The organism is Rhodospirillales bacterium RIFCSPLOWO2_02_FULL_58_16 (assembly GCA_001830425.1).
Classification (GTDB): Bacteria; Pseudomonadota; Alphaproteobacteria; order Rhodospirillales; family 2-02-FULL-58-16; genus 2-02-FULL-58-16.
Genome location: MIAA01000052.1, coordinates 1 through 22740 on the forward strand (window position 1 = coordinate 1; position 22740 = coordinate 22740).

The window sequence follows — 22740 nt, forward strand, 5'->3', positions numbered from 1 at the left end:
CCCTCTAACTCCCCCTTGAAGCAAGGGGGAGGATTTTTCAGAATCATTCTTTACGGCCATTGGTATAATAGCAAAAGGAGCCGTCCCAGCCATAGTTAAACCGGCGGCCCGAGGAATTGTTCGTAGTTCCGCCAGCGGCCGACGGATGTCGCATAGAGAGGACGGCGGACCTGCCAACTGCCGGCGGTGGCGACGACGCGGGTATTTTTATGGAAAGCAAGACAGGATTCGTCCCACGGCAGGCCCAGAAAATCAATGATGCGGCGGCTTTGACCCTCCAGATCGCTGACGACGTTCTCATAATCCACGTCCAGCACGGGCAAAGGCAAGACATTACTCCAATGATCCATCAGCCGACGGTAGGCGTTGAAGTAGCGACCCAGGTCCTTGAGGTCCGCACTCCATGGGAAGGGCGAGACGAAGTTCTGAAAATAGCATGACAGGCGCAAGTCGCGGGCCTCGCGTCGGCAATGGATAATTCGCGCCTGGGGAAACAACAGGGCGATAACGCCGAGGTAAAGAAAATTGAAAGGCGTCTTGTCGATGACTCTGGCGGCCTCTCCCGCAAGGCCTTGAAGGCGCGCAATATAAGCCTCCGCCGCGCCGGTCGAACCATCGGCCAATAAAGCAATTTCGTTCAGTTCCCCGGCGCCGTGAACCAGGGGATGGCCGGCGGCGATCTGTTCAACCAGGGTGGTGCCGGAACGCGGCATGCCGACAATAAAAACCGGCAACGTGGAGCGGACGCCGCATCCCTGTCTTTCGGCGAACAAGGCCGGGCTATAAGTATTGATAATCCTCTCCACCAGACGATCATGGGCCTTTGCGTCAAAGACATGGCCTCGGCGCTCCAGTTCGATCTTTCGCAGATCGTTGCCGGCCTGAAAGTGGGCAAAGGCCTCTGGAAACTCTCCCTTTTCGTCGTAAATTTCTCCCAGGGAAAAATGCAGGGCAATCCGCTCCGCCGTTGCAAGTTTTTCCCCCGCCGCCAGACGGGCCTCAATGCCCTTGACCTTTGTCTCATCCAAACTCCCGGAGCGCGAGGAAGCGAGGGCGTAAAGGGCCTCGGCATGTCCGGGGTCCAACTCAACGGCGCGGTTAAAGCATGCCAGCGCTTCGTTCAGGCGGGCGACGGCCAGCAACACGACGCCCAGGCCGTTGTGCGCCTCGGCATGGTTCGGGTTGTCCAGGACGGCACGGCGGTAGGCATCCTCGGCCTCGGCAAACCGGCCTTGGACGAACAGGACGCCGCCCAGATTGACCTGGGCGTCGGCGTAACCCGGCTTGAGCGCAACAGCCCGGCGGAAGACCTTCTCGGCCCCTTCAAGGTCGCCCCTGCCTTTCAGCACATTGCCCAGATTATTGTGGGCTTCGGCATAATCCGGGTTCAGATCAACGGCGCATCGGCAATGCTCCAGGGCCTGATCCGCATCTCCCTGTTCGCGCAGGGCGGCGCCCAGATTGGAATGGGCCATGGCGTTGCCGGGAGCGAGCGCCGCCGCTTTCTGAAATGACAAAACCGCTTCGCCGGCCCTGCCCTCCTGCAAATGGATATTTCCCAGGTTGATATAGGCATCGGCATAACCGGGAAGAATTTCAGCGGCGCGCCGGCAAGCGTCCGCCGCCTCGCAAAGACGCCCCTGGAGCTTCAGCGACACCCCCAGATTGTTGTGGGCCTCGGCATGATCAGGAGCAAGCGCGACGGCCCGGCGGCAAGCCGCCTCTCCCTCGACGGCCCTGCCGAGAAGATTGAGAACTACGCCGTGATTGGAATGAAAGCCGGGATTTTGCCCGTCAACCGCAATCGCCCGTTCGATGAAATCCGCCGCCTCGTCGAACTGTCCCGACCGGTGCAGGGTCAGGCCGAGCAGATGCAGGGCCTGGGCATGGCCGGGGAACGATTCGAGGTAACGGCGGAGCTTTTCCTGGGCGTCGGCGATGTTGCCGCCCCGGAAGTCATCCGCCGCCGAGCAAAGGAGAGAGTCATCGTCAGGCGACTGAGCGCCTTTCAACTTCTCTCGCCTCTGCCGTTCCCTGCGGTTCACTCAGTGTCTGGAAAAACTATTTTCCCATCCTTTTCTCAAAGGCCTTCTTCAAGCGTTGCTGCATGTTGGGGTCGGTTGCGGCGACATCGGCCAGCGCCTGATACTCATTGCTGTTTATGCCGTCGACCTTATCGATGGCGGCGACCAGTTCACCGTTGGCCTGCTCCTTCATCTTATTGGCTTCTTCTTCGCTTTTGGCGGCATCGATCTTCGGTCCCCACTTGTTGATCAGGGTGTCGATGGCGATCGACGCCGTCACATAGGCTTCGACCTTGGCGTCGGTGAACTCGCCGCCGGCGCGGGCCGTTCCCTGGGTAAAGACGCCGATAGCCGCAGCTAAAACGATAGCGCCGACAAAGCCCCTAACTGTCAGTTTCATCTAGAATCCTTCCGTTATAATAATTGATCACAAGGCGCCGAACACTCTCTCACGGCGGCATATCCCAAAAAACAAAATGCGAAGACGGGGGGAGTAATCTGTATTTCAAAATAAAAAGTCAATCTTTTATTATTTTCAGCAAATATAACGGGGCTTGGCGTCGGGCTTGACGGCCTTTGCCATGACCGCGCCGAGATTATCCAGAGCGGCGTTAAGATTTGGATTTTTGTCCCCGCCCAAAAGTCGCGCCTGATTATAATGCAGCCGCGCCGCGTCAAGACTCCCCTCGGCCACCAGATACATGGCGAAGGCCATATGATAAACGGGATCATACGCCTTGCGCAAAAGGGCGTACGAAAGGTAATCCTCGGCCTCGCCTAATCTTCCCGCCGACAGGGCCATGTTGCCGACCAGCAACGCGGCGCGCAGCGAAGCGTCGTAACGATTGATCGTGCCGGGCGACATCGGCGGCGAGGCCGCCGCCCTTAATCGTTTAAGGGCGCCGTCGATATTTCCGCTCTTTTGCAGCTTTACCCCCTCCTCGTACAGCGCTTCCGCTTCCTCGTTGTGCCAGTAGGGACGAGCGAGATTCTGAACATCGACAAAGGCGCCGCACGACCGGCAGGTCAAACACAGGTTCTGGAATCGAAACGGACTATCAACCGCGACGCTTGAATAATTGTTGACGCCCTTGCAGTGAAGGCATTCCCAGTCCACGTCGAATAATTCAATCAATTCGTCCGCATCGTCCTTTTCCTCGGATATTTTTTCAAACCGCAATATTTTAGCCGGCAACAGCAATGTCTCGCGCAGCAGGGAAATCCTGTTTTGCAGGCGCATGAACGCGCCATCGTCCATGGACGTTATATTGACCGGATGGCTGTTGATTATTGACGGGTCATCGACGATGCGGCCCGCCAGCGCCGCCTTGTGATAAACCTCCGACCCCGGCAGAACCTGTAGGTGGATCGGGCTTATCTGATAGCGCCGGTTCCTGGCCCACCAGTCAAGGGTGCAGTTGGCCGTGTCCAGGGTTTCCGCCGGGTCCCCGAAAATAAAATTCCCCCTAACGGTGACGCCGCTTTCAAAGGTGGCGGCGAGCGCTTTCTCGATCTGCTCACGGGTGGCTTTCTTGTGCATGCTTTTTAATATCTCAGGGGCCATGTTCTCGACGCCGTAGCCGATCAGGGTGCATCCCGCATCCTTCATCATTTCGATAATTTCTTTCTCGACGACCGAAACATGCAGCGAAACCATCCATTTGAGACGATACGGCTTAATGCGCCCGCAGAACTGCTCCAGACGTTTCTTCTTGAAGGAAAACAGCTCGTCGTAGAACTCGATCATGTTGATCTTGTAGCGCCCGACCAGATGATCCAGCTCGGCGAAAAAGTCATCAAGATCGCGCACCCTGTAAAGCCGCCCGGTAGGGTGAAAACAGAATGAGCAATTGTAGGGACATGACCTGCTGGAGATCATCGGAATGGCGCGGGGATTTTCCTCGGTATGATAAAAGATGCCGTCCGTCGTCCTTTGCCCGTCCAGAAGCTTCCCTATCTGAAACCCCTCGTAATCGGGCCATGAAATTTTTGACAGATCGCGCAGGCTGGTCCTCGGCGCCGTTTTTTCAAAAGTTCCGTCCGGGCGTTTGTACATGATGCCGTTGACGCCCGACAGTTCCCTTCCCTCCTCAAGCGCCTTCATTACCTCGACCATGGTCTCTTCTCCCTCGCCGATGACCCCGACATCGACATCGACAGAGCGCATCATGGCGTCGGGGGAACTGCTGAAAATGCCGCCGCCGATTATGTTGACAATGGAAGGCTTGACTTGGCGGGAGATCGCCAGAATGTGCTTGACGCTGCTGAAGTAGGGAGAAAGGGACCCGGTGGCGAACACATCCGGATCAATGCTTCGGATGATCCCGGTAACGGTCTTTTCGACGCCTTCATCTCTGTGATTGAGATTAAGGCAATGGACTTCGCATCCCGCGTCTTTCAGCGCCGATGAAACATAGGCTATCCCCAACGGGAAATTATAGCCGAGGCCCTTTCTCCCGAAATCAGGAATAACCAGCAGAATTTTCATTGACACTCACAGCTAGAGTATCCGACCGAATATGATATAACCGGAAAATGACCGAAATATCTTCCATCTGCCTTTTTTGCGGCTCCAAGACGGGGAACGATCCGGCCTACCGCAAGGCCGCCGAACGGCTGGGCGGAGCCGTCGCCGAAAGGGGCATGCGCCTGGTCTACGGCGGCGGCGGCATCGGTCTGATGGGTGTCGCGGTGGAAGCGGCGCTGACCGCCGGCGGCGAGGTTATCGGGGTGATCCCCGAGTTTCTGATGCGCTACGAAGTGGGCAAGCCCGGCATCAGCGAACTGATCGTCGTCAACAGCATGCACGAGCGCAAGCGCGTCATGTTTGAGAAGTCGGACGCCTTCGTCATCCTGCCGGGAGGGCTGGGAACCCTGGACGAGGCGATTGAGGTGATCACCTGGAAGCAACTGCAACTCCACGCCAAGCCTGTGGTGTTGATCGACGCCGGCGGCTACTGGAAGCCGTTGAAGGATTTGGTCGCCCACGTCGTCCTTGCGGGATTCGCCCACCCCGCCGTTGCCGAACTGTTCACCATCGTAAACAGCGTCGATGAGGTCTTTGACGCCATCGCCTCGGCCCCCGAACCCAGGATCGAGGTGCTGACCGATCATCTTTGAGTCTTGGCCCTAAATCAGCGCAGGTACAGATGCACTTCGTTGCTTTTGGCGTCGCCGCTGGTCTTGCCGGAAACGGCGACCCGCGCCGGCGGCAGGCCCATCTCCACCAATGAACGCAGAACCCCTTCGGCAAGGCGCTGCGACTTGGTGGAATTGAGGGCTACCCGCGCCGGACCGCCGCTGTCGGGAGCCACCGCCACCAGATCGAAAACGGCGCCGGGCCGGCTTTCAAGGGCGCGGCTGACGGCGTTGTACAGAGCTTGCTGGTAGGGAACATTGGGACGATCAAAGCGGATGACCACCAAGGCTCTTTTGCCCGCCGTGTCCGCGCCGCGAGGCGGAAGATTGCCGACGCCGCCCGCCATGGCCGACGCCGCCGTGTTGCCGAGGCTGGCGCCGAATATCTCGCCGCCCTTGATCCCCGTCGAAAGCAGATTGAGGTTGGCGTGCTCGGTGGCGACATAGTTGGTCTGGCGGCGAATATCGTCGGCCAGTTCCTTCATCAGCCGTTCAACCAGAACCACGGTGCGGTTTACTTCGTCTTCAAGAATGGCCAACTGCCTGTGGTCTTCATCGACGGCGCCGGAAACGTTGAAGGCGGCGCGGGTCGATTCGGCGAGGAACGCCGACATTGTGGAATCGCCGGAAACCGCCGTCGCCAGCTTGTTCAATGTGCCGGTGTCGGCGTTGATGCGGTCAAGATCGCCCTGGGCGCTGTTGAACTGCTGAACCAGAACCGGGTTGCCGGGCGTGGTGCCTACCTGCAGACGGGCGTTGATGGCGGCCACGGTGCCGTGATAACGCTGCGAGTCCTGGACGACCTTGGCCCGCTGCTGCTGAAGCATGGCGTTGTGCTGGGAGACCGAATTCTGTAGCCGCGACAACTCCTCGCGAAGCTCCACCACCTTCTTGCCGACGAAGGTTCCGGTAACAGCCCCCGGCGTTACCCCGGCCGGTTCAAAGTTGGTCGTGCCGAGTTGCGGCGGAGCGTCGCTCCGGCCCGTCGTTTCCGGCACCGGACTTGATTGCGGCGGCGCGGCCCCCGGCATCTCCGGTTCGGGAAACGCCGTATTTGCCTGCTGCCCCTGCTGCCCCTGCTGTCCTCGTTGCGCCTGAGCGCCGGCCGGTTCTTCTCCGCTGAGAGAAGGCCAAAGCGCTTCCTCGGAAAAAGAACACGACGCCAGCAAGACTACCGCCCCCAGCGCTATCGTGCGTCCTCTTGAAAATGTCATTTCGCGATTTTGCCTTTAAACTGCCGTAGTTAAACGGGTCCTTAACAAAAAAATATTTCGGCGCATGGAAATAATTCGCCCCGCCACCCCTTGCTCTTTTGCGATACTACTCAAAGCCCTAGCACACGACAAGTTTAGATTTTACTAACGGACAAATAATATTTGCCGTCGCCGAAGTTCTTGGAGTAGTGTCCCCCACCCTTCACCAAGGCCTCTTATAAACCACTAGCGCCCGTAGCTCAATTGGATAGAGCATCTGACTACGAATCAGAAGGTTGGGAGTTCGAGTCTCTCCGGGCGCGCCATATTTCCCTGAAGATATCGCCATGCGACTGAACGCATCCCCGAACGCGCCCGGATGACGTTTTAACCACGTTAAATGACGTTTTAATCACGTTTTAACGCAGTTTATAGCGGTATTAACCATGGTGAATCAGGCTTAACCCGTTGATATCAAACAAAACCACCCCTAAAAACGTCGCAAAATGTCATCATTTGTCATCATTTGTCATCATTTGTCATCATTTGTCATCATTTGTCATCATTTGTCATCATTTTGCCGCCTTTAACTTTCCCCTCCTTACGGCCCCCGCAAGCTTACTGCGGGGAATAAAAAGCGAACATACCTGATAAATCGACCAAATGCAAGGATTAATATCTTGCTTGGATGCGGATAGTCCGAGTTGTTGATAGATTTGGATTAATCACCACAGAGACACAGAGGCACAGAGAAGACTAAGCGAAGGGTTTTATGCTTCGCACAATTCAAAAATTTTTTATCCCTTTTTTTTCTTCTCTGCGCCTCGGCGCCTCTGTGGTTTCATAAAACAGCGTTTTTCCAAGTCAACATGCCGTAAAAGGCTGGTTAACTCAAAACTGCCCCCATATGCATTGTGAAAGAGCATAATGATCATTTGCATCCGTTGTGCTGCTTCCACATCGCCGCGTCATGACCGGCGGGAACATTAACGCACGGATTCGCGTCATATCCCCGCAACTCGATATAGCGCCGAATCTGCTCCTCGGCGAGAAGCGGCGGCGTCGCCAGATGCGCGGCTAAATGAATATAGCGAAGCGCCTGACGGCTCTGCTCGACATCGGCAAGCGCTTTCCGGAGGCTTTGATCGGTCACGGCGCGTCCTCGAAATTGCTCCTCCAAAGCGCGCTCCATGGCAATAAGCCGCTCGCCTTCCTTGGTCGCGTCATCGCGCATTCTCTCAAAGACGATCCGGATCGCAGCGACCTGATCCTTGGTTAATCCGATCTGATCCTTGAGTTCCAGCAGGTGCGCCGGCCCTGGGAAGCCGTTCAGCTCCGCCGCCTTCGCCAGCCCCCATCCGCCGCCACGCCGCAACTCGGCAATGTCCTCCGCCGAAAGACTCTTGATGTCACGGTCCTCCTGACCGGCGTAGGGCGAAGTCGGGCCATGGTCGCCATGCTGGGCAAGCGCCAATCCGGGAACGGCGGCGAGCAGAACAATCAAGGCGATTTTTTTCATTCGGGCGATCCTGTCCAAGGCTGATTTCAGTCTCTGAAATTCACCACATAATGGGCATTTGCGGCAGAAATATGGGGAGGAAAAAGAGCAGGAGCAAAGATTTCAAACAGATACCCCCTTACCAAGGAGGGGGCAGGGGAGGTTGCCGCCGATATCCCTTAACACCCGGCGTTGATTGAAAGAAACACCGTTTCATGAAACACAGAGGCACTGAGACACAGAGGAAGATAGGGAGAAAATAAAAAGCAGAAAGAAAACTTTGCTTGATCTTCTCTGCGCCTCTGCGCCTCTGTGGCCAAAACACATCAGCCGACAACACCCGGCGCATCGTCGGCAGACTCCAGCACCTCGCGGGCCAGGGCCGCTTCCTGTTGCTTGGCCCACATTCCGGCATAAACGCCGCCCTGTTCCAACAATCGGGCGTGAGCGCCGCGCTCGACGATGCGGCCCGCCTCCAGCACCACGATCTCGTCGGCGTCAACCACCGTTGAAAGCCGGTGGGCGATAATCAGCGTCGTGCGTCCCGCCGACACCTCGTACAGCGACTCCTGGATTTCCTTTTCGGTATGGGTGTCAAGGGCGCTGGTCGCCTCGTCGAAAACCAGAATGCGCGGCTGCTTGAGGATGGTGCGGGCGATGGCCACCCGCTGCTTCTCGCCGCCCGACAATTTCAGCCCGCGCTCGCCGACCACCGTCCGGTAGCCGTCGGGAAGTCCGACCACGAAGTCATGGATGCGGGCCAGCCGCGCCGCCTCCTCGATCTCGGCGGTCGTCGCCCCCGGCCGGCCGTAGGCGATGTTGTAATAAATGCTGTCGTTGAACAGCACCGTGTCCTGGGGAACGATGCCGATGGCGGCGCGCAATGATTCCTGGCTCGCCGAGCGGATATCCTGTCCGTCGATCAGAATCCTGCCGGAATTGACATCGTAAAAGCGAAACAACAGGCGCGAGATCGTCGATTTGCCGGCGCCGCTGGGACCGACGATGGCGACCGTGGTCCCGGCGGGCGCCGTGAACGACACATCGTCAAGAACCGCCAGCCGTGGATCATAGCAAAACGACACGCCCTCAAACGTCACCGCGCCGCCGCCCGCCTCCAGCGGACGGGCCTCGGAAGCGTCCTCGATCTCGGCCCGCTCTTCAAGCAGCGAGAACATCACTTCCATATCGGTCAGCGATTGCTTGATCTCGCGGTAAACGAAGCCGAGAAAATTCAGCGGAAGGTAAAGCTGGATCAGGTATGAATTGACCAGCACGAAATCGCCTACGGTCATGACGCCCTTGACCACGCCGTCAGCCGCCATCGTCATGATCACCGTCAATCCGCAGGCGACGATGGCGCCCTGGCCGGTGTTGAGCAGCGACAGCGTGGTCTTGCTCTTCACCGCCGCCCATTCAAATGATTTCAGGGACTCGTCATAGCGGCGGGCCTCGTGGTCCTCGTTGCAAAAGTACTTGACCGTCTCGAAATTGAGCAGGGAATCAATGGCCTTGGTGTTGGCGTCGCTGTCGGTCCGGTTCATGGCGCGGCGGAACTTGGTGCGCCACTCGGTGATCGCCAGCGTCCAGGCGATGTAGATGACGACATTGGCAAAGATGACCGCCGCAAACAAACCGCCGTACATCTTCCACAAGATGACGCACACCAGCAGGATTTCAAGCAGCGTCGGCAACACGTTAAACAGCATGAAGTTGAGCAGGAACTCGATGCCCTTGGCCCCGCGTTCGACGGCGCGGGTGATGCCTCCGGTCTTGCGATCCAGATGAAAGCGCATCGACATGCGATGCAGATGCCTGAAGGTCTTAAGCCCCGCCTGACGGATAGCCCGCTGCGCCACCGTGACGAAGATGGCGTCCTTAAACTCGCCGAACGCCAGCGCCGTCATCCGGGCCAGACCATAGGCGATCAGCAGCGCCAGCGGCGCCGCCGACAACGACCCGTCCGACAGGGCGTCAACGGCATGTTTGTAAAATATCGGCGCCGCCACGTTGACGACCTTGGCGGCGACGAGAAGAAGCATCGCCGACGCCACCCGCAAACGCAACCCGGTCTCCCCGACCGGCCACAGATAAGGCAGCAGGGTGGCGAGCGTCTTCAGGTCGTTGCGCGGACCGGCGTGGAGAGGCGAAGGGTCTCTATGTCTGGGCATGGAACCCTACGGAGGAAAAAATTTCAGGCTGCGGCCATCATCGGCTTTTCCGCTTCCTCCGCCTGTATCCTGGCTTGTATCTTTTGCTCCAACCGCTGATAGAGCTTGCTGTTGCGCAAGGCCACCTCCGACAAGGTCATCATCTTGCGCCGGCGGTCCTCGACGATCAGCTTGGCGTGCATCGGCAGTCCGGGAAGCCTGATAAGTTGGTCGATGATCCAGACGGTATCGGGGTCTTCGGGCCTGGAATATCTTTCCCCGCGCTTGAGCTTCGTTGTAAACGCCATTTGAAGGTCTCCTTCATCCAAGAACAAATCCCGGAAAGACCGTACCCGCAAATAGTTTACCTAAACCTTAACGGATGTTTCCCGCAATTTAACCCCTCCTGGCCTCCCCTTCGTAAGGGGAGGAATTTTTCTCCCCTCCTTACCAAGGTTAGAATCCTACTCCCACTCGATGGTGCCGGGCGGTTTTGAGGTAATGTCGTAGACCACCCGGTTGATGCCCTTGACTTCGTTGATGATGCGCCCGGCGACGCGGCCCAGGAAATCGTGGTCAAAATGGTAATAATCAGCCGTCATGCCGTCGGTCGAAGTGACGGCGCGCAACGCGCAGACGAAGTCATAAGTGCGGGCGTCGCCCATGACGCCGACGCTCTGCACGGGCAGCAGCACGGCGAATGCCTGCCAGATGGCGTCGTATAATCCGGCGGCGTGGATTTCTTCCAGATAGACGGCGTCGGCGCAACGCAGGATATGGAGCTTTTCCGCCGTAACTTCGCCGGGAATGCGGATAGCCAGACCCGGCCCGGGAAAAGGGTGCCGCCCGACCAGCCGCTCGGGCAGTCCCAGCTCGCGGCCCAGTGCGCGCACCTCGTCCTTGAACAACTCACGCAGAGGCTCGACCAGTTTCAGGTTCATCCGCTCGGGCAGGCCGCCGACGTTGTGGTGGGACTTGATGGTGACCGAAGGCCCGCCGGTGAACGACACCGACTCGATGACATCGGGATACAGCGTCCCCTGCGCCAGAAAACGGGCGTCTTCGATCAGCTTGGCCTGCTGCTCGAAAACATCGATAAAGGCAGCGCCGATGATCTTGCGCTTTTTCTCGGGGTCGGCGATCCCCGCCAGCTTGCGAAGGAACAGTTCGCAGGCGTCATGGTGGATGAGCGGAATGTTGTAATGACCGCGAAACAGTTCCACCACCTCGGCGCTCTCATTCATCCGCATCATGCCGGTATCGACATAGACGCAGGTAAGCCGGTCGCCGACGGCCTCGTGCAGCAGCGCCGCCGTCACCGAGGAATCGACCCCGCCCGACAGCCCGCAGATGACCCGCCCGTCGCCTACCTGTTTTCGTATCCTGGCGATTTCCTGATCGCGGAAGGCGGCCATGGTCCACTCTCCGCCACAGCCGCAAACCCGGTGGGTGAAATTCTCCAGCAGCCGCGCCCCATGGGGGGTGTGCGCCACCTCGGGATGAAACTGGACCCCGTACAGGCGCCGCTTGTCATCGGCGATGGCGGCGAACGGCGCTCCGTCCGAGACGGCGACGGCGCGAAAGCCTCCAGGGATTTCGTTGACCCGGTCGCCGTGACTCATCCACACCTGCTCGCGCCCGCCCTTGTTCCAGACGCCGTGGAACAGTTCGCAGTCGTCAACGACGTTGACATAGGCGCGTCCGAACTCCCGATGCTTCGATACCTCGACCACCCCGCCGAGCTGGGCCGTCATGGTCTGCTGGCCGTAGCAAATTCCCAGCACCGGCAACCCGATGTCGAATAACCCGTCGGGGGCGCGGGGCGCCTCGCCGTCGGTGACCGAGGCCGGCCCCCCCGACAGGATCACCCCCTTCGGACCGAAGGCGGCAATAGTTTTCGTCGTCACTTTGTTGAAAGGATGGATTTCGCAGTAAACTCCGCTTTCCCGCACCCGCCGCGCAATGAGCTGGGTCACCTGGGAACCGAAATCAACGATAAGGATGCGTTCACTCATGATTTATATCTCGATCTGGGTGCCGAGTTCGATCACCTGATTGGTCGGCAACCTGAAGAAGGTCATGGCGCCGGCCGCATTGCGGGCCATCCAGGCGAACAGATGCTCGCGCCATATAAACATGCCGGGCCGCACGCTGGGAATGATCATCTCGCGGCTGAGAAAAAACGACGCCGCCATGGCCGTGTACTGGAAACCGAGATCATCGGCCTTGGCGTTGGTCAGCGTCCTCGGAATATTAGGAGCCTGCATAAAGCCGAAGCGCAGGATCACCCGACTGATGTTGTTGCCGAGGTCTTCGCTGCGCACCCGTTGCTCGGTCGGAACATAAGGCACGTTCTCGGTCAGGACGGTCAGCAGGACCACCCGTTCATGCAGCACCTTGTTATGCTTGAGGTTGTGCAGCAGGGCCGAAGGCGCCCCTTCCTGGGCGGCGGTCAGGAAAATCGCCGTTCCGGGAACGCGAACGACGCGCTCGCCGATCATGGCGTGGAAATCTTCGACCGGGATGGCGATCTTGCGCATACGCTTGGCCAGCAACAGGCGCCCTTTCTTCCAGGTGGTCAGCAGCAGGAAGATGACCAGGGCCAGGGCCAGGGGGAACCAGCCGCCGTGGGGAATCTTCACCGTATTGGCCATGAAAAACGCCAGGTCCACGGTCATGAACAGCCCGGCCACGATCATGATCCTGCGTCGCGGCCATTTCCATAACAGGGCCATCACTCCGGTTATCAACAGGGTATCGATGACCATGGTGCAGGTTACCGCCAGACCGTAGGCGGCGGCGAGATTCGACGAGGTCTTGAACCCCAGCACCAGCAGCGCCACGAAGATCATCAGCGTCCAGTTCAGGAAGGGGATATAGATTTGTCCCATTTCCTTTTCCGAGGTGTGCTTGATCATCATGCGCGGAACGTAGCCGAGCTGAATGGCCTGGCGGGTAACCGAAAAAGCGCCGGAAATCACCGCCTGCGAGGCGATCACGGCGGCCATGGTCGCCAGAATCACCAGCGGCATCGTTGACCATTCCGGCCCGATCAGGAAGAAGGGATTATACATGGTGTCGGGGTTGGCCAGCAGCGCCCCGCCCTGGCCGAAGTAATTAAGCAACAAGGCCGGCAGAACCAGCAGATACCACGCCAGACGGATCGGCAGGCGGCCGAAGTGCCCCATGTCGGCATAGAGCGCTTCGGCGCCGGTAACCGCCAGCACCACCGATCCCAAGGCCAGGAAGGCGCTCCAGCCGTCGTGGGCGATGAAGACTGCGGCGTAGTGAGGACTGAGGGCCAGCAGCACCTCGGGGCGCAGGGCAATGCCGCGTATCCCCAACGCCGCCATGGCGACAAACCAGATCAGCATGATCGGCCCGAACCACGAGCCGACCTTGCCGGTGCCGTGGCGCTGGATCAAAAACAGCAAAACCAGAATGACCAGGGTCAGCGGCAGCACATAATGTTCGAGGTCCGGCGCCGCCACCTGCAACCCCTCGACCGCGCTCAGCACCGAAATGGCCGGCGTGATTATGCTGTCGCCATAGAACATGGCGGCGGCGAAAATGCCCAGCGTGCTGATGATCGGAACCAGCCACTGCTTTTTGGCCACCGCCTCGATGAGCAGGGCCAGCAGGGCCAGACTGCCGCCTTCGCCACGGTTGTCGGCCCGCATGATGATTACGACGTATTTGATCGAAACCACCAGGGTGATCGACCAGAAAACCAAAGAGAGCACCCCCAGCACATGCAGCCGGTCGAGCGGCAGGGCATGGATTCCGCCGAAAGTTTCCTTCATGGCGTACAGAGGGCTGGTGCCGATGTCGCCGAAAACGACGCCCAGGGCGGCAAACGCCAAGGCGCCGACCCGGCCCGAGGAGTTCCCGCTTCCGTTGCTTGCAATCGAGGATTGGGCCATGAACTCCTGCCGATCGGAAAAAGCGGGCCAAGCTACTCCGTCCGCCCGACCGAGGCAAGACGCACGGGAGAGCGCCTATTCCTCGAAGTTGGAATCCTTGTCGACGCCCATGAAGATGTCCATGGCCAGGTTGCCGTCGATCAGGCGGACGGATTTCCGGGAATTTCTCGGCAGCGCCACCTTGTTGGCGAGACAGTACTGGATCAACGCCTCCAGGGCGTCCGCTTCGGACAGTCGGAATTTCCGGTTTTTCTTGCCGACGTAGTCAAACAGTTCCAGTTCAAACCGGAAGTCGGCGCCCTCGCGGGCGCTGCTGATGGAAACTATGTCTCCGCCGGGAATGGAGTCGCCGGTTGCCGCCGAACAGCCGTCAACGGCCTTTCGCAGCGTCTTCTTGGAAAAAGTTATGCGGCGAAATTCTTTGGTCATGCTTCCCCCGAAGCCGTGGCAAAATAAATTGAATTAGGGGGACTTTAGCGTATGTTTTTCCGAATACAAGGCATGGATAAGACAACGGGGGCGTCATGAGCATCTGGGGCAAGATCATCGGCGGCGTGGCCGGGTTCGCCATCGGCGGGCCGCTGGGAGGCCTGATGGGGGCCTATGCCGGGCATATGGTGGACAAATCGCGCAGCGAACGCGAGGCGCCGAGGGGAGGCCGGGGCGGCGGCGTCTATGCCGACGACACCCGCCAGGTCGCCTTCACCACCGCCATCATCGTCCTCAGCGCCAAGATGGCCAAGGCCGACGGACAAATCACCAGCGATGAAATCGCCGCCTTCAAGGAAGTATTCAAAATCCCTCCCGAGGAAATGGCCAACGTCGGTCGTCTGTGGGATGAAGCCCGCCGCGACGCGAAGGGGGCCGGCCCCTACGCCGAGCAGATCGCCCATATGTTCGCCGGCGAGCCGGCGGTGCTGGAGGAGCTTCTCGGCGCGCTGTTCCATATCGCCAAGGCTGACGGCGCCGTTCATCCGGCGGAGTTGAAATTTCTGTCCATGGTCGCCGCCATTTTCGGCTTCAACGAGCATGAATTCGAGCGCATTCGGGCCACCTACCTCGGTTCCGGCAAAACCGACCCCTACGAAGTGCTGGGGATAAAGCAAACCGTCGCCGACGACGAGATCAAGAAAACCTACCGCAAGCTGATCCGCGAATACCACCCCGACACCCTGATCGCCAAAGGCCTGCCCCAGGAATTCATCGACCTCGCCAATGAGAAAATGGCCGCCATCAACGACGCCTATGACCGCATCCGAAAGCAACGCGGACTTAAATGAAGACGAGCGAATCGCCCAACTTCGACGCCCGGCCGCCGGGCGCAAGGATCGACATGCTGGTGCTGCATTATACCGGCATGGTGAGCGCCGAGGCGGCCATTGAGCGCCTGTGCGATCCGGCGGCAAAGGTCAGCGCCCATTATCTGATCGACGAGGACGGCGCCGTCCGCCGGTTGGTGGACGAGAACCATCGGGCCTGGCATGCCGGCGAGGCGTCATGGCGGGGAAAAAGCGACATCAACGCCCGCTCGCTGGGCATCGAACTGGTCAATCCCGGCCACGAGTTCGGCTACCGTCCCTTCCCCGAAGCCCAGATGGCGGCGCTGGAGGCGCTGGCGCAGGACATTCTGGCCCGCCATACGATCGAGGCCCGCAACGTGGTCGGCCACTCCGATGTCGCTCCAAGGCGCAAGACAGACCCCGGCGAGCTGTTTGACTGGCGCCGTCTGGCCGAGGCCGGAATCGGCTTGTGGCCGGACAAGCAGCAAGCCGGGCAAGCCGCCGACGCCGGCGTCATGCTGGCCGATTACGGCTATGACGTTACGGACCTGAAGATGGCGATCAAGGCCTTCCAGCGCCGGTTCCGCCCCCGGCGGATTGACGGCGTCGCCGACGCCGAGACATCGGGCCTCTTGACGGCGCTTCTCCATAGGCTACCTTAACGGGGTCAGACGGTCGGATGGCCGCCTTGCCCTTTCCCCGGAAAGGACGGGGAGGAAAGTCCGGGCTCCACGGAAACACGGCGCCGGGTAACGCCCGGCGGGGGCGACCCCAGGGAAAGTGCCACAGAAAGCAAACCGCCGGCGCAAGCCGGTAAGGGTGAAAGGGTGCGGTAAGAGCGCACCGCGTCTCCGGTAACGGAGACGGCACGGTAAACCCCGCCGGGAGCAAGACCAAATAGGGGCGGCACGCCGGCTTCGGGCCGGAAAGCGCGTTTTCGCGCCGCTGCCCGGGTAGGTCGCGTGAGGCGTCCGGCGACGGACGTCCCAGATGAATGGCCATCCATCGCCCTCGGGCGGGGACAGAACCCGGCTTACAGACCGTCTGACGCTTTTTCCTCAAGATTCCTTGGGGAGTATGCTGTCAATGTAAAAACCCTGGAACAGGGAAATGCCGAGGCTGTGCCCCAGCGTGATCCCGGCCTCGTCATCGACTCTGGCCAGGGCGATCATGGTCCCCGAATCCAGTAAGGACTTGATGTATTCCCTGCACTTGTCCAAAGAGACATCCGCTCCCTGACGCCAAAATATCTTGGCCATATTAATGCGCAGGCGGCTGAGGTTGACTATGCCCACCGTCTCCGGAAAAATGGCGTCAACGGCAACGGAGCCGTTACGCGAGGCGATCAGGTTGCAGGCGATCTCGAATTGATCGAAGTGCTGAAGGATATTGTCCTGTCTGAATTCAAAAACAATGTTGGCGAAAATTTCCGGGGGAGTTTTTTCCAGAAAAGCCTTGAACGCATAGGTGAACACGGTCTCGACGTTGACGTTGATCGAGCATTTAAGGCCGTTCGGGTTAATGTGCTCAAACCCCCCAAGCAGAAAACGGTCGAGCGAGATGGTCAACTGATTGAAAACATTGCCGCTGCCGCGTAACTCAACGTCGCTGAAAACATGTTTCTTGAGGATATCCATCTTGACGAAACATTCCTTCATGAAACTTTTGGCGGGACCGCACGGATTGATAACGGCAATCCGTTGTCCATGGACGAAAGCCCGCGAAAAATCCCTGTCCCCGATCTTTTTGTAAAGCTCTTCCACCCTGGCGATGTCGTTGTGGTGAAGACGCCGCAACTTCGCCTGTTCCCGGCTCCCTTTCGCCTCCTGATCCCTGCACCGCTCAAGGAACTGGATGGCGTTCTGACGTTTGATCGCCAGATCGATCGCCCTTAAAAGCCTGGACTGGTCGACTAAGCCGAAATGATCAGGCAAGTGCTCCTGTATCAGGCGCAGAAGGTCCAGCTTGAGATCGGAAACGATCCCGATCCGGCTCATTTCCGTCGTCTTTATGAACACCGCGCGTTCGTTGCAGGATAGTTCGTAAATGGATGCGCCATATCTGGTTTTGAGAACCAGCAGAACCTTATTCAGATCAAGCCAAAAATCATCGCCCGCAAGTTGCGTCGGCAAGGAGCCTAAGGAAACTATGAACAACGTGGAAGGATCGCCCCTGCTTGACGACCAGTTATTCAGCCGCTCCAACAACTTGACTACAGGGAGGCGATTAGACTCCGCCGCCTCAGCCATTAAACATCCCCCGTTTTGCCTCTGAAGCGCTTTCACAAGCACTCCAGGCAGCGCACGCCCCTGCGTGGGACTCTACTACAGCTTTGCTACATCGGGAATGCTTTTTTCTTGATCAGGCCGATTAATGTTGTTTCGAATCGACGCCATCACCGACGCAAACTAATGCCGGCGGCCATAAATAGTGACTCTGAAAAATCCTCCCCTTACGAAGGGGAGGTCGGGAGGGGTTTTGTTTTGACCTCCCGACGCATCGACTGCAAGGAAACGCCGTTTTTGAATTTAGGGCGTCAGGATTGATGTGAATCGCTCTCGCTTGCATGAAGACGATGCGCGGATCAAGTCCGCGCAAGTCCGCGCATGACAAAGTGAATAAAACCGTCATGGCCGTGCTTGTCACGGCCATCCACGCCTTGTTTCCATATTGAGGCTTAATGGGTTTAATCAATCCTGACGCGCTTAATATCCGCGTTCATCGGTGTTTATCCGTGGCTTTCTCATTTTATACCAATTCGCTTTCTATAGATCAGCATTAGAAGACGAAGTAGTATAACTCACGCAAAGACGCTAAGACGCCAAGAAAGGCAAAATGAAGAATGTGTCTAAACTTTGCGCCTTTGCGTCTTGGCGTGAGATTGTTTTTGATATTAGTTAGCCACGGATGCGCACTGATAAGCACAGATAGTGATTACATAAAAGACGCTTTTTCAGCAACCTCCCCCTGCCCCCTCCTTCGTAAGGAGGGGAAAGCGCAGGGGCCGCCATGGGTCAATGATTATGACCGATGATATCATCACGATTTCCCCGGTCGGCGGTGCGGTATTTCGGCTCCCGGAAAGGTTTTATTAACCAACTTGACGCCATGATATCCCATTGACGCCCATGGCGTCCCATGATATCTCAAAAACACCCATCATGGGGCCATGAGAGGGAAATATGCTTACGGCATGCCTGAAGGGCGCGCCGGAGCGAAAATGGTTGCGCATTCGGAGGCCGAAATGGCGCTGTTGGTAGGCAAGCACATCAACAAAATCGACAAGAAGGGAAGAGTCTCCGTTCCCAAGCCTTTTCGCGCCTCCGTCATGGAACGGGGCGGCAGCGTTCTTTACGTTTATCCGTCCTTCAATTACCCGGCCATCGAAGCTTGCGGCGAGGAGTTCATGCGTCGCCTCACCGAAAGTCTCTGCGGCAAGGAGATGTTCTCCAACGAACAGGAAGACCTGGCGGCGGCCGTCCTGGACAGCGCCCACGCCCTGCCTTTCGACCCCGAGGGGCGGGTCGTCCTCCCCAAAGACCTGATCGCCCACGCCGGCATTTCCGGCGAAGCGCTGTTTGTCGGTCGCGGCGAGTCGATGCACATCTGGCAACCGGACGCCCATGAAATCCACCGCCGCAACGGCATCGATCAGGTCCGCGCCAGACGCGCCACCCTGCCGCTGTTGCCGTCCTCTCCCGAAAAAGGAGGGGCATAACGATGACGGCGAGCGGACATACGCCGGTGATGCTGCGCGAGGTCATGGAGGCTCTCATGCCTCGTGACGGGGGAGTCTATGTTGACGCCACCTTCGGCGCCGGCGGCTATTCAAGAGCCATCGTCGAGGCCGCCGAATGCACCGTCTGGGGGATCGACCGGGACCCTGAAGCGGCGGCGCGGGGCGCTGATCAGGCAAAACGATATTCAGGCCGCCTGACGGTCTTGTGCGGACGCTTCGGCGACATGCTTTTGCTGCTGGCTGATCGCGGCGTTGATAAAGTTGACGGCGTGGCGTTCGACCTCGGGGTTTCCTCCATGCAGATCGACGATGCCGGGCGGGGATTTTCATTCCGCAACAACGGCCCGCTGGATATGCGCATGAGCAAGACAGGCATGTCCGCCGCCGATGTGGTCAACAGCCTGGAAGAAAAAGAACTGGCCGACATTATATACAAGTACGGCGAGGAACGCGCTTCGCGAAAAATCGCCCGCGCCATTGTCGAAGTTCGCGGCGAGACGCCGTTCACCGGCGCCGCTCAATTGGCCGATCTGGTGCGTCGCGTAGTCAGGCGTTCAAAGGACGGCATTGATCCGGCCACCCGCACCTTCCAGGCCCTGCGAATTTACGTCAACGACGAATTGGAAGAACTGGAACGGGGGCTGTGCGCCGCCGAATCCCTGCTGGCGCCGGGGGGGCGCCTGGCGGTGGTTTCCTTTCACTCCCTGGAAGACCGGCAGGTCAAAAACTTCCTGCGTCGGCGCAGCGGCGCGGCGCCACGGGGTTCCCGCCATCACCCGAGCCGCGAGGGAACGCCCTGCGGCCCCGGCTTCCGCCTGTTGCGGCGCGGCGCCGTCAAGCCGTCAACGGCGGAAACGGCGGCCAATCCACGCGCCCGCTCGGCGCGGCTCAGAACGGCGGAGCGCACCGACGCCGCCGCCCGGCCGGCTTCCCTTGAAGGGAGGATGATCCCATGACCCGTCACATGGCGACCGTTCTGGCCCTGTTGACGGCGGGCGTACTCAGCATGCTCCTGTTCACGGTCAAACATCAGGTGCAGGACCTGGAAAGCGAGATGACCGGCCTCAATCGCTCTATCCTGAATAACGAACAGGCCTTTCATGTGCTCAAGGCGGAATGGAGCCATCTGAATGATCCCCGTCGGCTGCGCGGCATGGCGTCCCGCCATCTTGGATTAAGTCCCGTTGCCCCCGAGCAGTTCGGTTCGGCGGCGGCGCTTGAAATGAAAAACGTCCCCCCGGCAAAAGATCAGCCGGTAAATAAAAAAGAAGATGATTTTGTCAGATCAATCAGTTCGGCTCTGGCCGACGGGAAGAATCGCCGATGAACGACCACACTCCTTCCCGCGTCAATGACCCCGATCTCAAGCCCTCAAGCTGGGTCCGGCTGGAAGGAATTCGGAAACAGTCTCTTGAAACCGGACGCAACAGGCTTTTGGTGACCGGCGTTGTCTTCGCCTTGGCCTTCACGGCCATCAGCGTCCGTCTGGTTAATATTACGGTCCTGGCGCCGAGCGAGGAACCGCGCACCATCGGCTCGGCGAAAGATCACCCGCCGATTGTCGGGCGGGCCGATATAATCGACCGCCAGGGCATTGTCCTGGCGACCAGTCTTCCCGTCGTCTCCCTTTATGCCGATCCCCGCGACGTGCTGAACGTTGAAGAGGTCGCCGACAAGCTGTCTGCGGCGCTGCCGGAGTTAAGCCGCGATCAGGTGCTGGCCAAGCTGGATTCGAAAAGCACCTTCGTTTGGCTGCGCCGCAACCTGACCCCGAAACAACACTATGAAGTCAACCGCCTGGGCCTTCCCGGTCTGGCTTTCCAGCAGGGAGAACGACGGATATACCCCCACGGCGCGGCGGCGTCTCATGTGCTCGGCTATACCGATGTTGACGGCCAGGGCATATCCGGCCTGGAAAAGCAATTCGACCGGACCCTCGGCGGCGGCGGCGAAGCGTTGCGGCTGTCCATTGATCTGCGCGTTCAGGACTTGCTTCGCGACGAGCTTACGACGGCGATGTCGGAGTTCAAGGCCCTCGGCGCCGCCGGCATGGTGCTTGACGCAAACACCGGCGAAACGCTGGCGATGGTCTCGCTGCCCGATTTCGATCCCAACATTTATGAAAGCTCAAGGGGCGAGAGCGGTTTCAATCGGGTGACGAAGGGCGTCTACGAGATGGGGTCCACTTTCAAGCTGTTCACCACGGCGATGGCTCTTGACAGCGGCGCGGCCACCCTGAGCGACAGCTACGACGCCAGCAAGCCGATCCGCATTTCCCGATTCACCATTTCCGACTTCCATCCGATGAATCGATGGATGACGGTGCAGGAGATACTGGTCCACTCATCCAATATCGGCGCCGCCAAGATGGCCGTAGACGTCGGCGCCAAGACCCAAAAGCTCTACCTGGGAATGTTCGGATTGCTGACCCCTGCCGTTATCGAGTTGCCGGAAGTGGGGACGCCGCTGACGCCCTCGCCCTGGCGCGAGATAAACACCATGACCATTTCCTATGGCCACGGCATTGCCGTCAGCCCCCTGCAACTGGCGGCGGCGACAGCCATGCTGGTCAACGGCGGCATTGCCCGTCCGGTAACGCTGCTCAGTCCGCCGTCAAGCGGCGCGACCGACGGAAAGAAAGTTCTCTCGCCCGAAACCTCCCGGCAAATGCGCGAACTCATGCGCATGGTGGTGACCGACGGAACCGGCAGGAAGGCGGAGGCCCCCGGATACATGGTCGGCGGCAAGACAGGCACGGCGATCAAGCAGGGCGGCGGCGGCTACCGCGAGAAGTCACTGGTGTCTTCCTTTGTCGGCGCTTTCCCGATGAACGCGCCGCGCTATGTCGTGCTGGCGATCATCGACGAACCCAAGGGCAACAAGGCCACCCAGTATTACGCAACCGGCGGATGGGTCGCCGCTCCGGTGGTAAGCCGAATGGTGCAGCGCATGGCCCCCCTGGTCGGCATCGCCCCCACCGCAGAAAAAAACAAGACGCCGCAATCCGAACAGCCGCAGATGGCGGCGTTCAGGATTTTGCCGGCCAAACCGCAGGAGTCGGATTTTGAGGCTCAATGATCTGCTGAACGGAGAGCATATAAAAGTGGAACACGGCGCGGAAGCAGGAGTCAGGGATATTGCCGGGTTGACTTGTGATTCACGTCAGGTCGAGCCGGGGTTCCTTTTTGCCGCGCTTCCCGGAACGCACGCCGACGGACGAACCTTCATCGCCGAGGCTATAAGGCGCGGCGCCGCCGCCGTGCTGGCTCCTCCCGGCGCCGAAACAGAGTCGCCGGATTGCAGGATTCCATTAATCATTGACGATAATCCCCGTCGCCGCTTCGCCCTGATGGCGGCGCGGTTCTTTCCAAAACAGCCGTCCACGATAGCCGCCGTCACCGGCACCAACGGCAAAACGTCGGTGGTCTCATTCGTCCGTCAGATATGGCGGCATCTGGGCCGCGAGGCGGCAAGCATAGGCACCTTGGGCGTTGTCGCGCCGGGACTGACGGTTCCCGGAAGCCTGACCACCCCCGATCCGGCGCAACTGCACAAAACCCTGAACAAACTTGCCGGGAACGGAGTAACCCACTTGGCGCTGGAGGCTTCCAGCCACGGCCTTGATCAGCATCGTCTCGACGGGGTGAAGATCGGCGTCGCCGCCTTCACCAATCTCAGCCGCGATCACCTGGATTACCACGACTCGATGGCGGCTTACCTGAAAGCCAAAGAACGACTGTTTGCCGATGTCATGGCGCCGGGCGGCGTCGCCGTCATCAACGCCGACAGCGCTTG

At 59.1% G+C, this 22740-nt stretch carries 19 protein-coding genes, 1 tRNA gene and 1 other RNA gene; 10 read left to right on the top strand and 11 right to left on the bottom strand.

Annotated elements, in window-relative coordinates:
- Positions 1 to 95: 95 nt before the first annotated feature.
- The 3 genes from A3H92_11715 to A3H92_11725 form a co-directional block, all read right to left on the bottom strand.
- The gene (locus tag A3H92_11715) at positions 96 to 2012 is read right to left on the bottom strand and encodes a hypothetical protein (GenBank protein ID OHC73238.1); all 1917 of its coding nucleotides are present in this window, start codon (positions 2010 to 2012) and stop codon (positions 96 to 98) included.
- A gap of 49 nt (positions 2013 to 2061) precedes the next feature.
- Entirely contained in the window at positions 2062 to 2424 is a 363-nt protein-coding gene (locus A3H92_11720) for a hypothetical protein (protein ID OHC73239.1), read from the bottom strand.
- A gap of 135 nt (positions 2425 to 2559) precedes the next feature.
- Complete coding sequence (locus A3H92_11725) at positions 2560 to 4512, bottom strand: hypothetical protein (GenBank protein OHC73240.1); 1953 nt, start codon at positions 4510 to 4512, stop codon at positions 2560 to 2562.
- A gap of 47 nt (positions 4513 to 4559) precedes the next feature.
- Here A3H92_11725 and A3H92_11730 point away from each other — a divergent pair, with 47 nt between their 5' ends.
- Positions 4560 to 5144, top strand: coding sequence for a Rossman fold protein, TIGR00730 family (locus A3H92_11730; GenBank protein ID OHC73241.1), 585 nt, complete (start codon positions 4560 to 4562; stop codon positions 5142 to 5144).
- 14 nt (positions 5145 to 5158) lie between these two features.
- Here A3H92_11730 and A3H92_11735 read toward each other — a convergent pair whose 3' ends face one another.
- Positions 5159 to 6376, bottom strand: coding sequence for a hypothetical protein (locus A3H92_11735; protein ID OHC73242.1), 1218 nt, complete (start codon positions 6374 to 6376; stop codon positions 5159 to 5161).
- Positions 6377 to 6604: 228 nt separating this feature from the next.
- On the opposite strand from A3H92_11735, the gene A3H92_11740 reads away from it, so the two are divergent.
- Both A3H92_11740 and A3H92_11745 read left to right on the top strand, forming a co-directional pair.
- Positions 6605 to 6681: transfer RNA gene (locus tag A3H92_11740), tRNA-Arg, on the top strand.
- 142 nt (positions 6682 to 6823) lie between these two features.
- A complete protein-coding gene (locus A3H92_11745) occupies positions 6824 to 7006 on the top strand; it encodes a hypothetical protein (GenBank protein ID OHC73243.1) in 183 nt (60 codons plus the stop codon).
- 280 nt (positions 7007 to 7286) lie between these two features.
- Here A3H92_11745 and A3H92_11750 read toward each other — a convergent pair whose 3' ends face one another.
- The 6 genes from A3H92_11750 to A3H92_11775 all read right to left on the bottom strand — a co-directional run bounded on the left by A3H92_11750 (position 7287) and on the right by A3H92_11775 (position 14355).
- Positions 7287 to 7874 (bottom strand): hypothetical protein, encoded by a 588-nt coding sequence (locus tag A3H92_11750; GenBank protein OHC73244.1) that lies wholly within the window; start codon positions 7872 to 7874, stop codon positions 7287 to 7289.
- Between the two features lie 305 nt (positions 7875 to 8179).
- A complete protein-coding gene (locus A3H92_11755; GenBank protein OHC73245.1) occupies positions 8180 to 10024 on the bottom strand; it encodes a metal ABC transporter permease in 1845 nt (614 codons plus the stop codon).
- A gap of 23 nt (positions 10025 to 10047) precedes the next feature.
- On the bottom strand, positions 10048 to 10338 hold the full coding sequence (locus A3H92_11760) for a hypothetical protein (GenBank protein OHC73246.1): 291 nt from the start codon (positions 10336 to 10338) through the stop codon (positions 10048 to 10050).
- Positions 10339 to 10467: 129 nt separating this feature from the next.
- Positions 10468 to 12018, bottom strand: coding sequence for a glutamine-hydrolyzing GMP synthase (locus A3H92_11765; GenBank protein ID OHC73247.1), 1551 nt, complete (start codon positions 12016 to 12018; stop codon positions 10468 to 10470).
- A 3-nt stretch (positions 12019 to 12021) separates the two neighbouring features.
- The gene (gene trkD / locus A3H92_11770) at positions 12022 to 13926 is read right to left on the bottom strand and encodes a potassium transporter Kup (GenBank protein OHC73248.1); all 1905 of its coding nucleotides are present in this window, start codon (positions 13924 to 13926) and stop codon (positions 12022 to 12024) included.
- Positions 13927 to 14001: 75 nt separating this feature from the next.
- Positions 14002 to 14355 carry a hypothetical protein gene (locus tag A3H92_11775; GenBank protein ID OHC73249.1) on the bottom strand — a complete coding sequence of 118 codons (354 nt, stop codon included), beginning with the start codon at positions 14353 to 14355 and terminating at the stop codon, positions 14002 to 14004.
- Positions 14356 to 14450: 95 nt separating this feature from the next.
- Between A3H92_11775 and A3H92_11780 the strand changes: the two genes are divergently transcribed.
- From A3H92_11780 to rnpB, 3 genes are all read left to right on the top strand, one after another.
- Positions 14451 to 15206: a molecular chaperone DjlA gene (locus tag A3H92_11780; protein ID OHC73250.1), complete on the top strand. Its 756-nt coding sequence runs from the start codon at positions 14451 to 14453 to the stop codon at positions 15204 to 15206.
- Positions 15203 to 15868, top strand: coding sequence for an N-acetylmuramoyl-L-alanine amidase (locus A3H92_11785; protein ID OHC73251.1), 666 nt, complete (start codon positions 15203 to 15205; stop codon positions 15866 to 15868). The genes A3H92_11780 and A3H92_11785 overlap by 4 nt, the downstream gene beginning before the upstream one ends.
- Positions 15869 to 15873: 5 nt before the next feature.
- Positions 15874 to 16258: RNase P RNA component class A (gene rnpB, locus A3H92_11790), an RNA gene on the top strand.
- Positions 16259 to 16264: 6 nt separating this feature from the next.
- Here rnpB and A3H92_11795 read toward each other — a convergent pair.
- A complete protein-coding gene (locus tag A3H92_11795) occupies positions 16265 to 17410 on the bottom strand; it encodes a hypothetical protein (GenBank protein OHC73252.1) in 1146 nt (381 codons plus the stop codon).
- A gap of 1040 nt (positions 17411 to 18450) precedes the next feature.
- Between A3H92_11795 and A3H92_11800 the strand changes: the two genes are divergently transcribed.
- Genes A3H92_11800 through A3H92_11815 form a run of 4 tightly spaced genes read left to right on the top strand, consistent with a single transcriptional unit; the run spans position 18451 to position 22023 of the window.
- Positions 18451 to 18924 (top strand): hypothetical protein, encoded by a 474-nt coding sequence (locus A3H92_11800; protein OHC73366.1) that lies wholly within the window; start codon positions 18451 to 18453, stop codon positions 18922 to 18924.
- Between the two features lie 2 nt (positions 18925 to 18926).
- Positions 18927 to 19901: a 16S rRNA (cytosine(1402)-N(4))-methyltransferase gene (locus A3H92_11805; GenBank protein ID OHC73253.1), complete on the top strand. Its 975-nt coding sequence runs from the start codon at positions 18927 to 18929 to the stop codon at positions 19899 to 19901.
- Positions 19898 to 20272: a hypothetical protein gene (locus A3H92_11810; protein ID OHC73254.1), complete on the top strand. Its 375-nt coding sequence runs from the start codon at positions 19898 to 19900 to the stop codon at positions 20270 to 20272. Before A3H92_11805 ends, A3H92_11810 begins: the two co-directional genes overlap by 4 nt.
- On the top strand, positions 20269 to 22023 hold the full coding sequence (locus A3H92_11815) for a penicillin-binding protein (GenBank protein OHC73255.1): 1755 nt from the start codon (positions 20269 to 20271) through the stop codon (positions 22021 to 22023). Before A3H92_11810 ends, A3H92_11815 begins: the two co-directional genes overlap by 4 nt.
- The last annotated feature ends 717 nt before the right edge of the window (positions 22024 to 22740 follow it).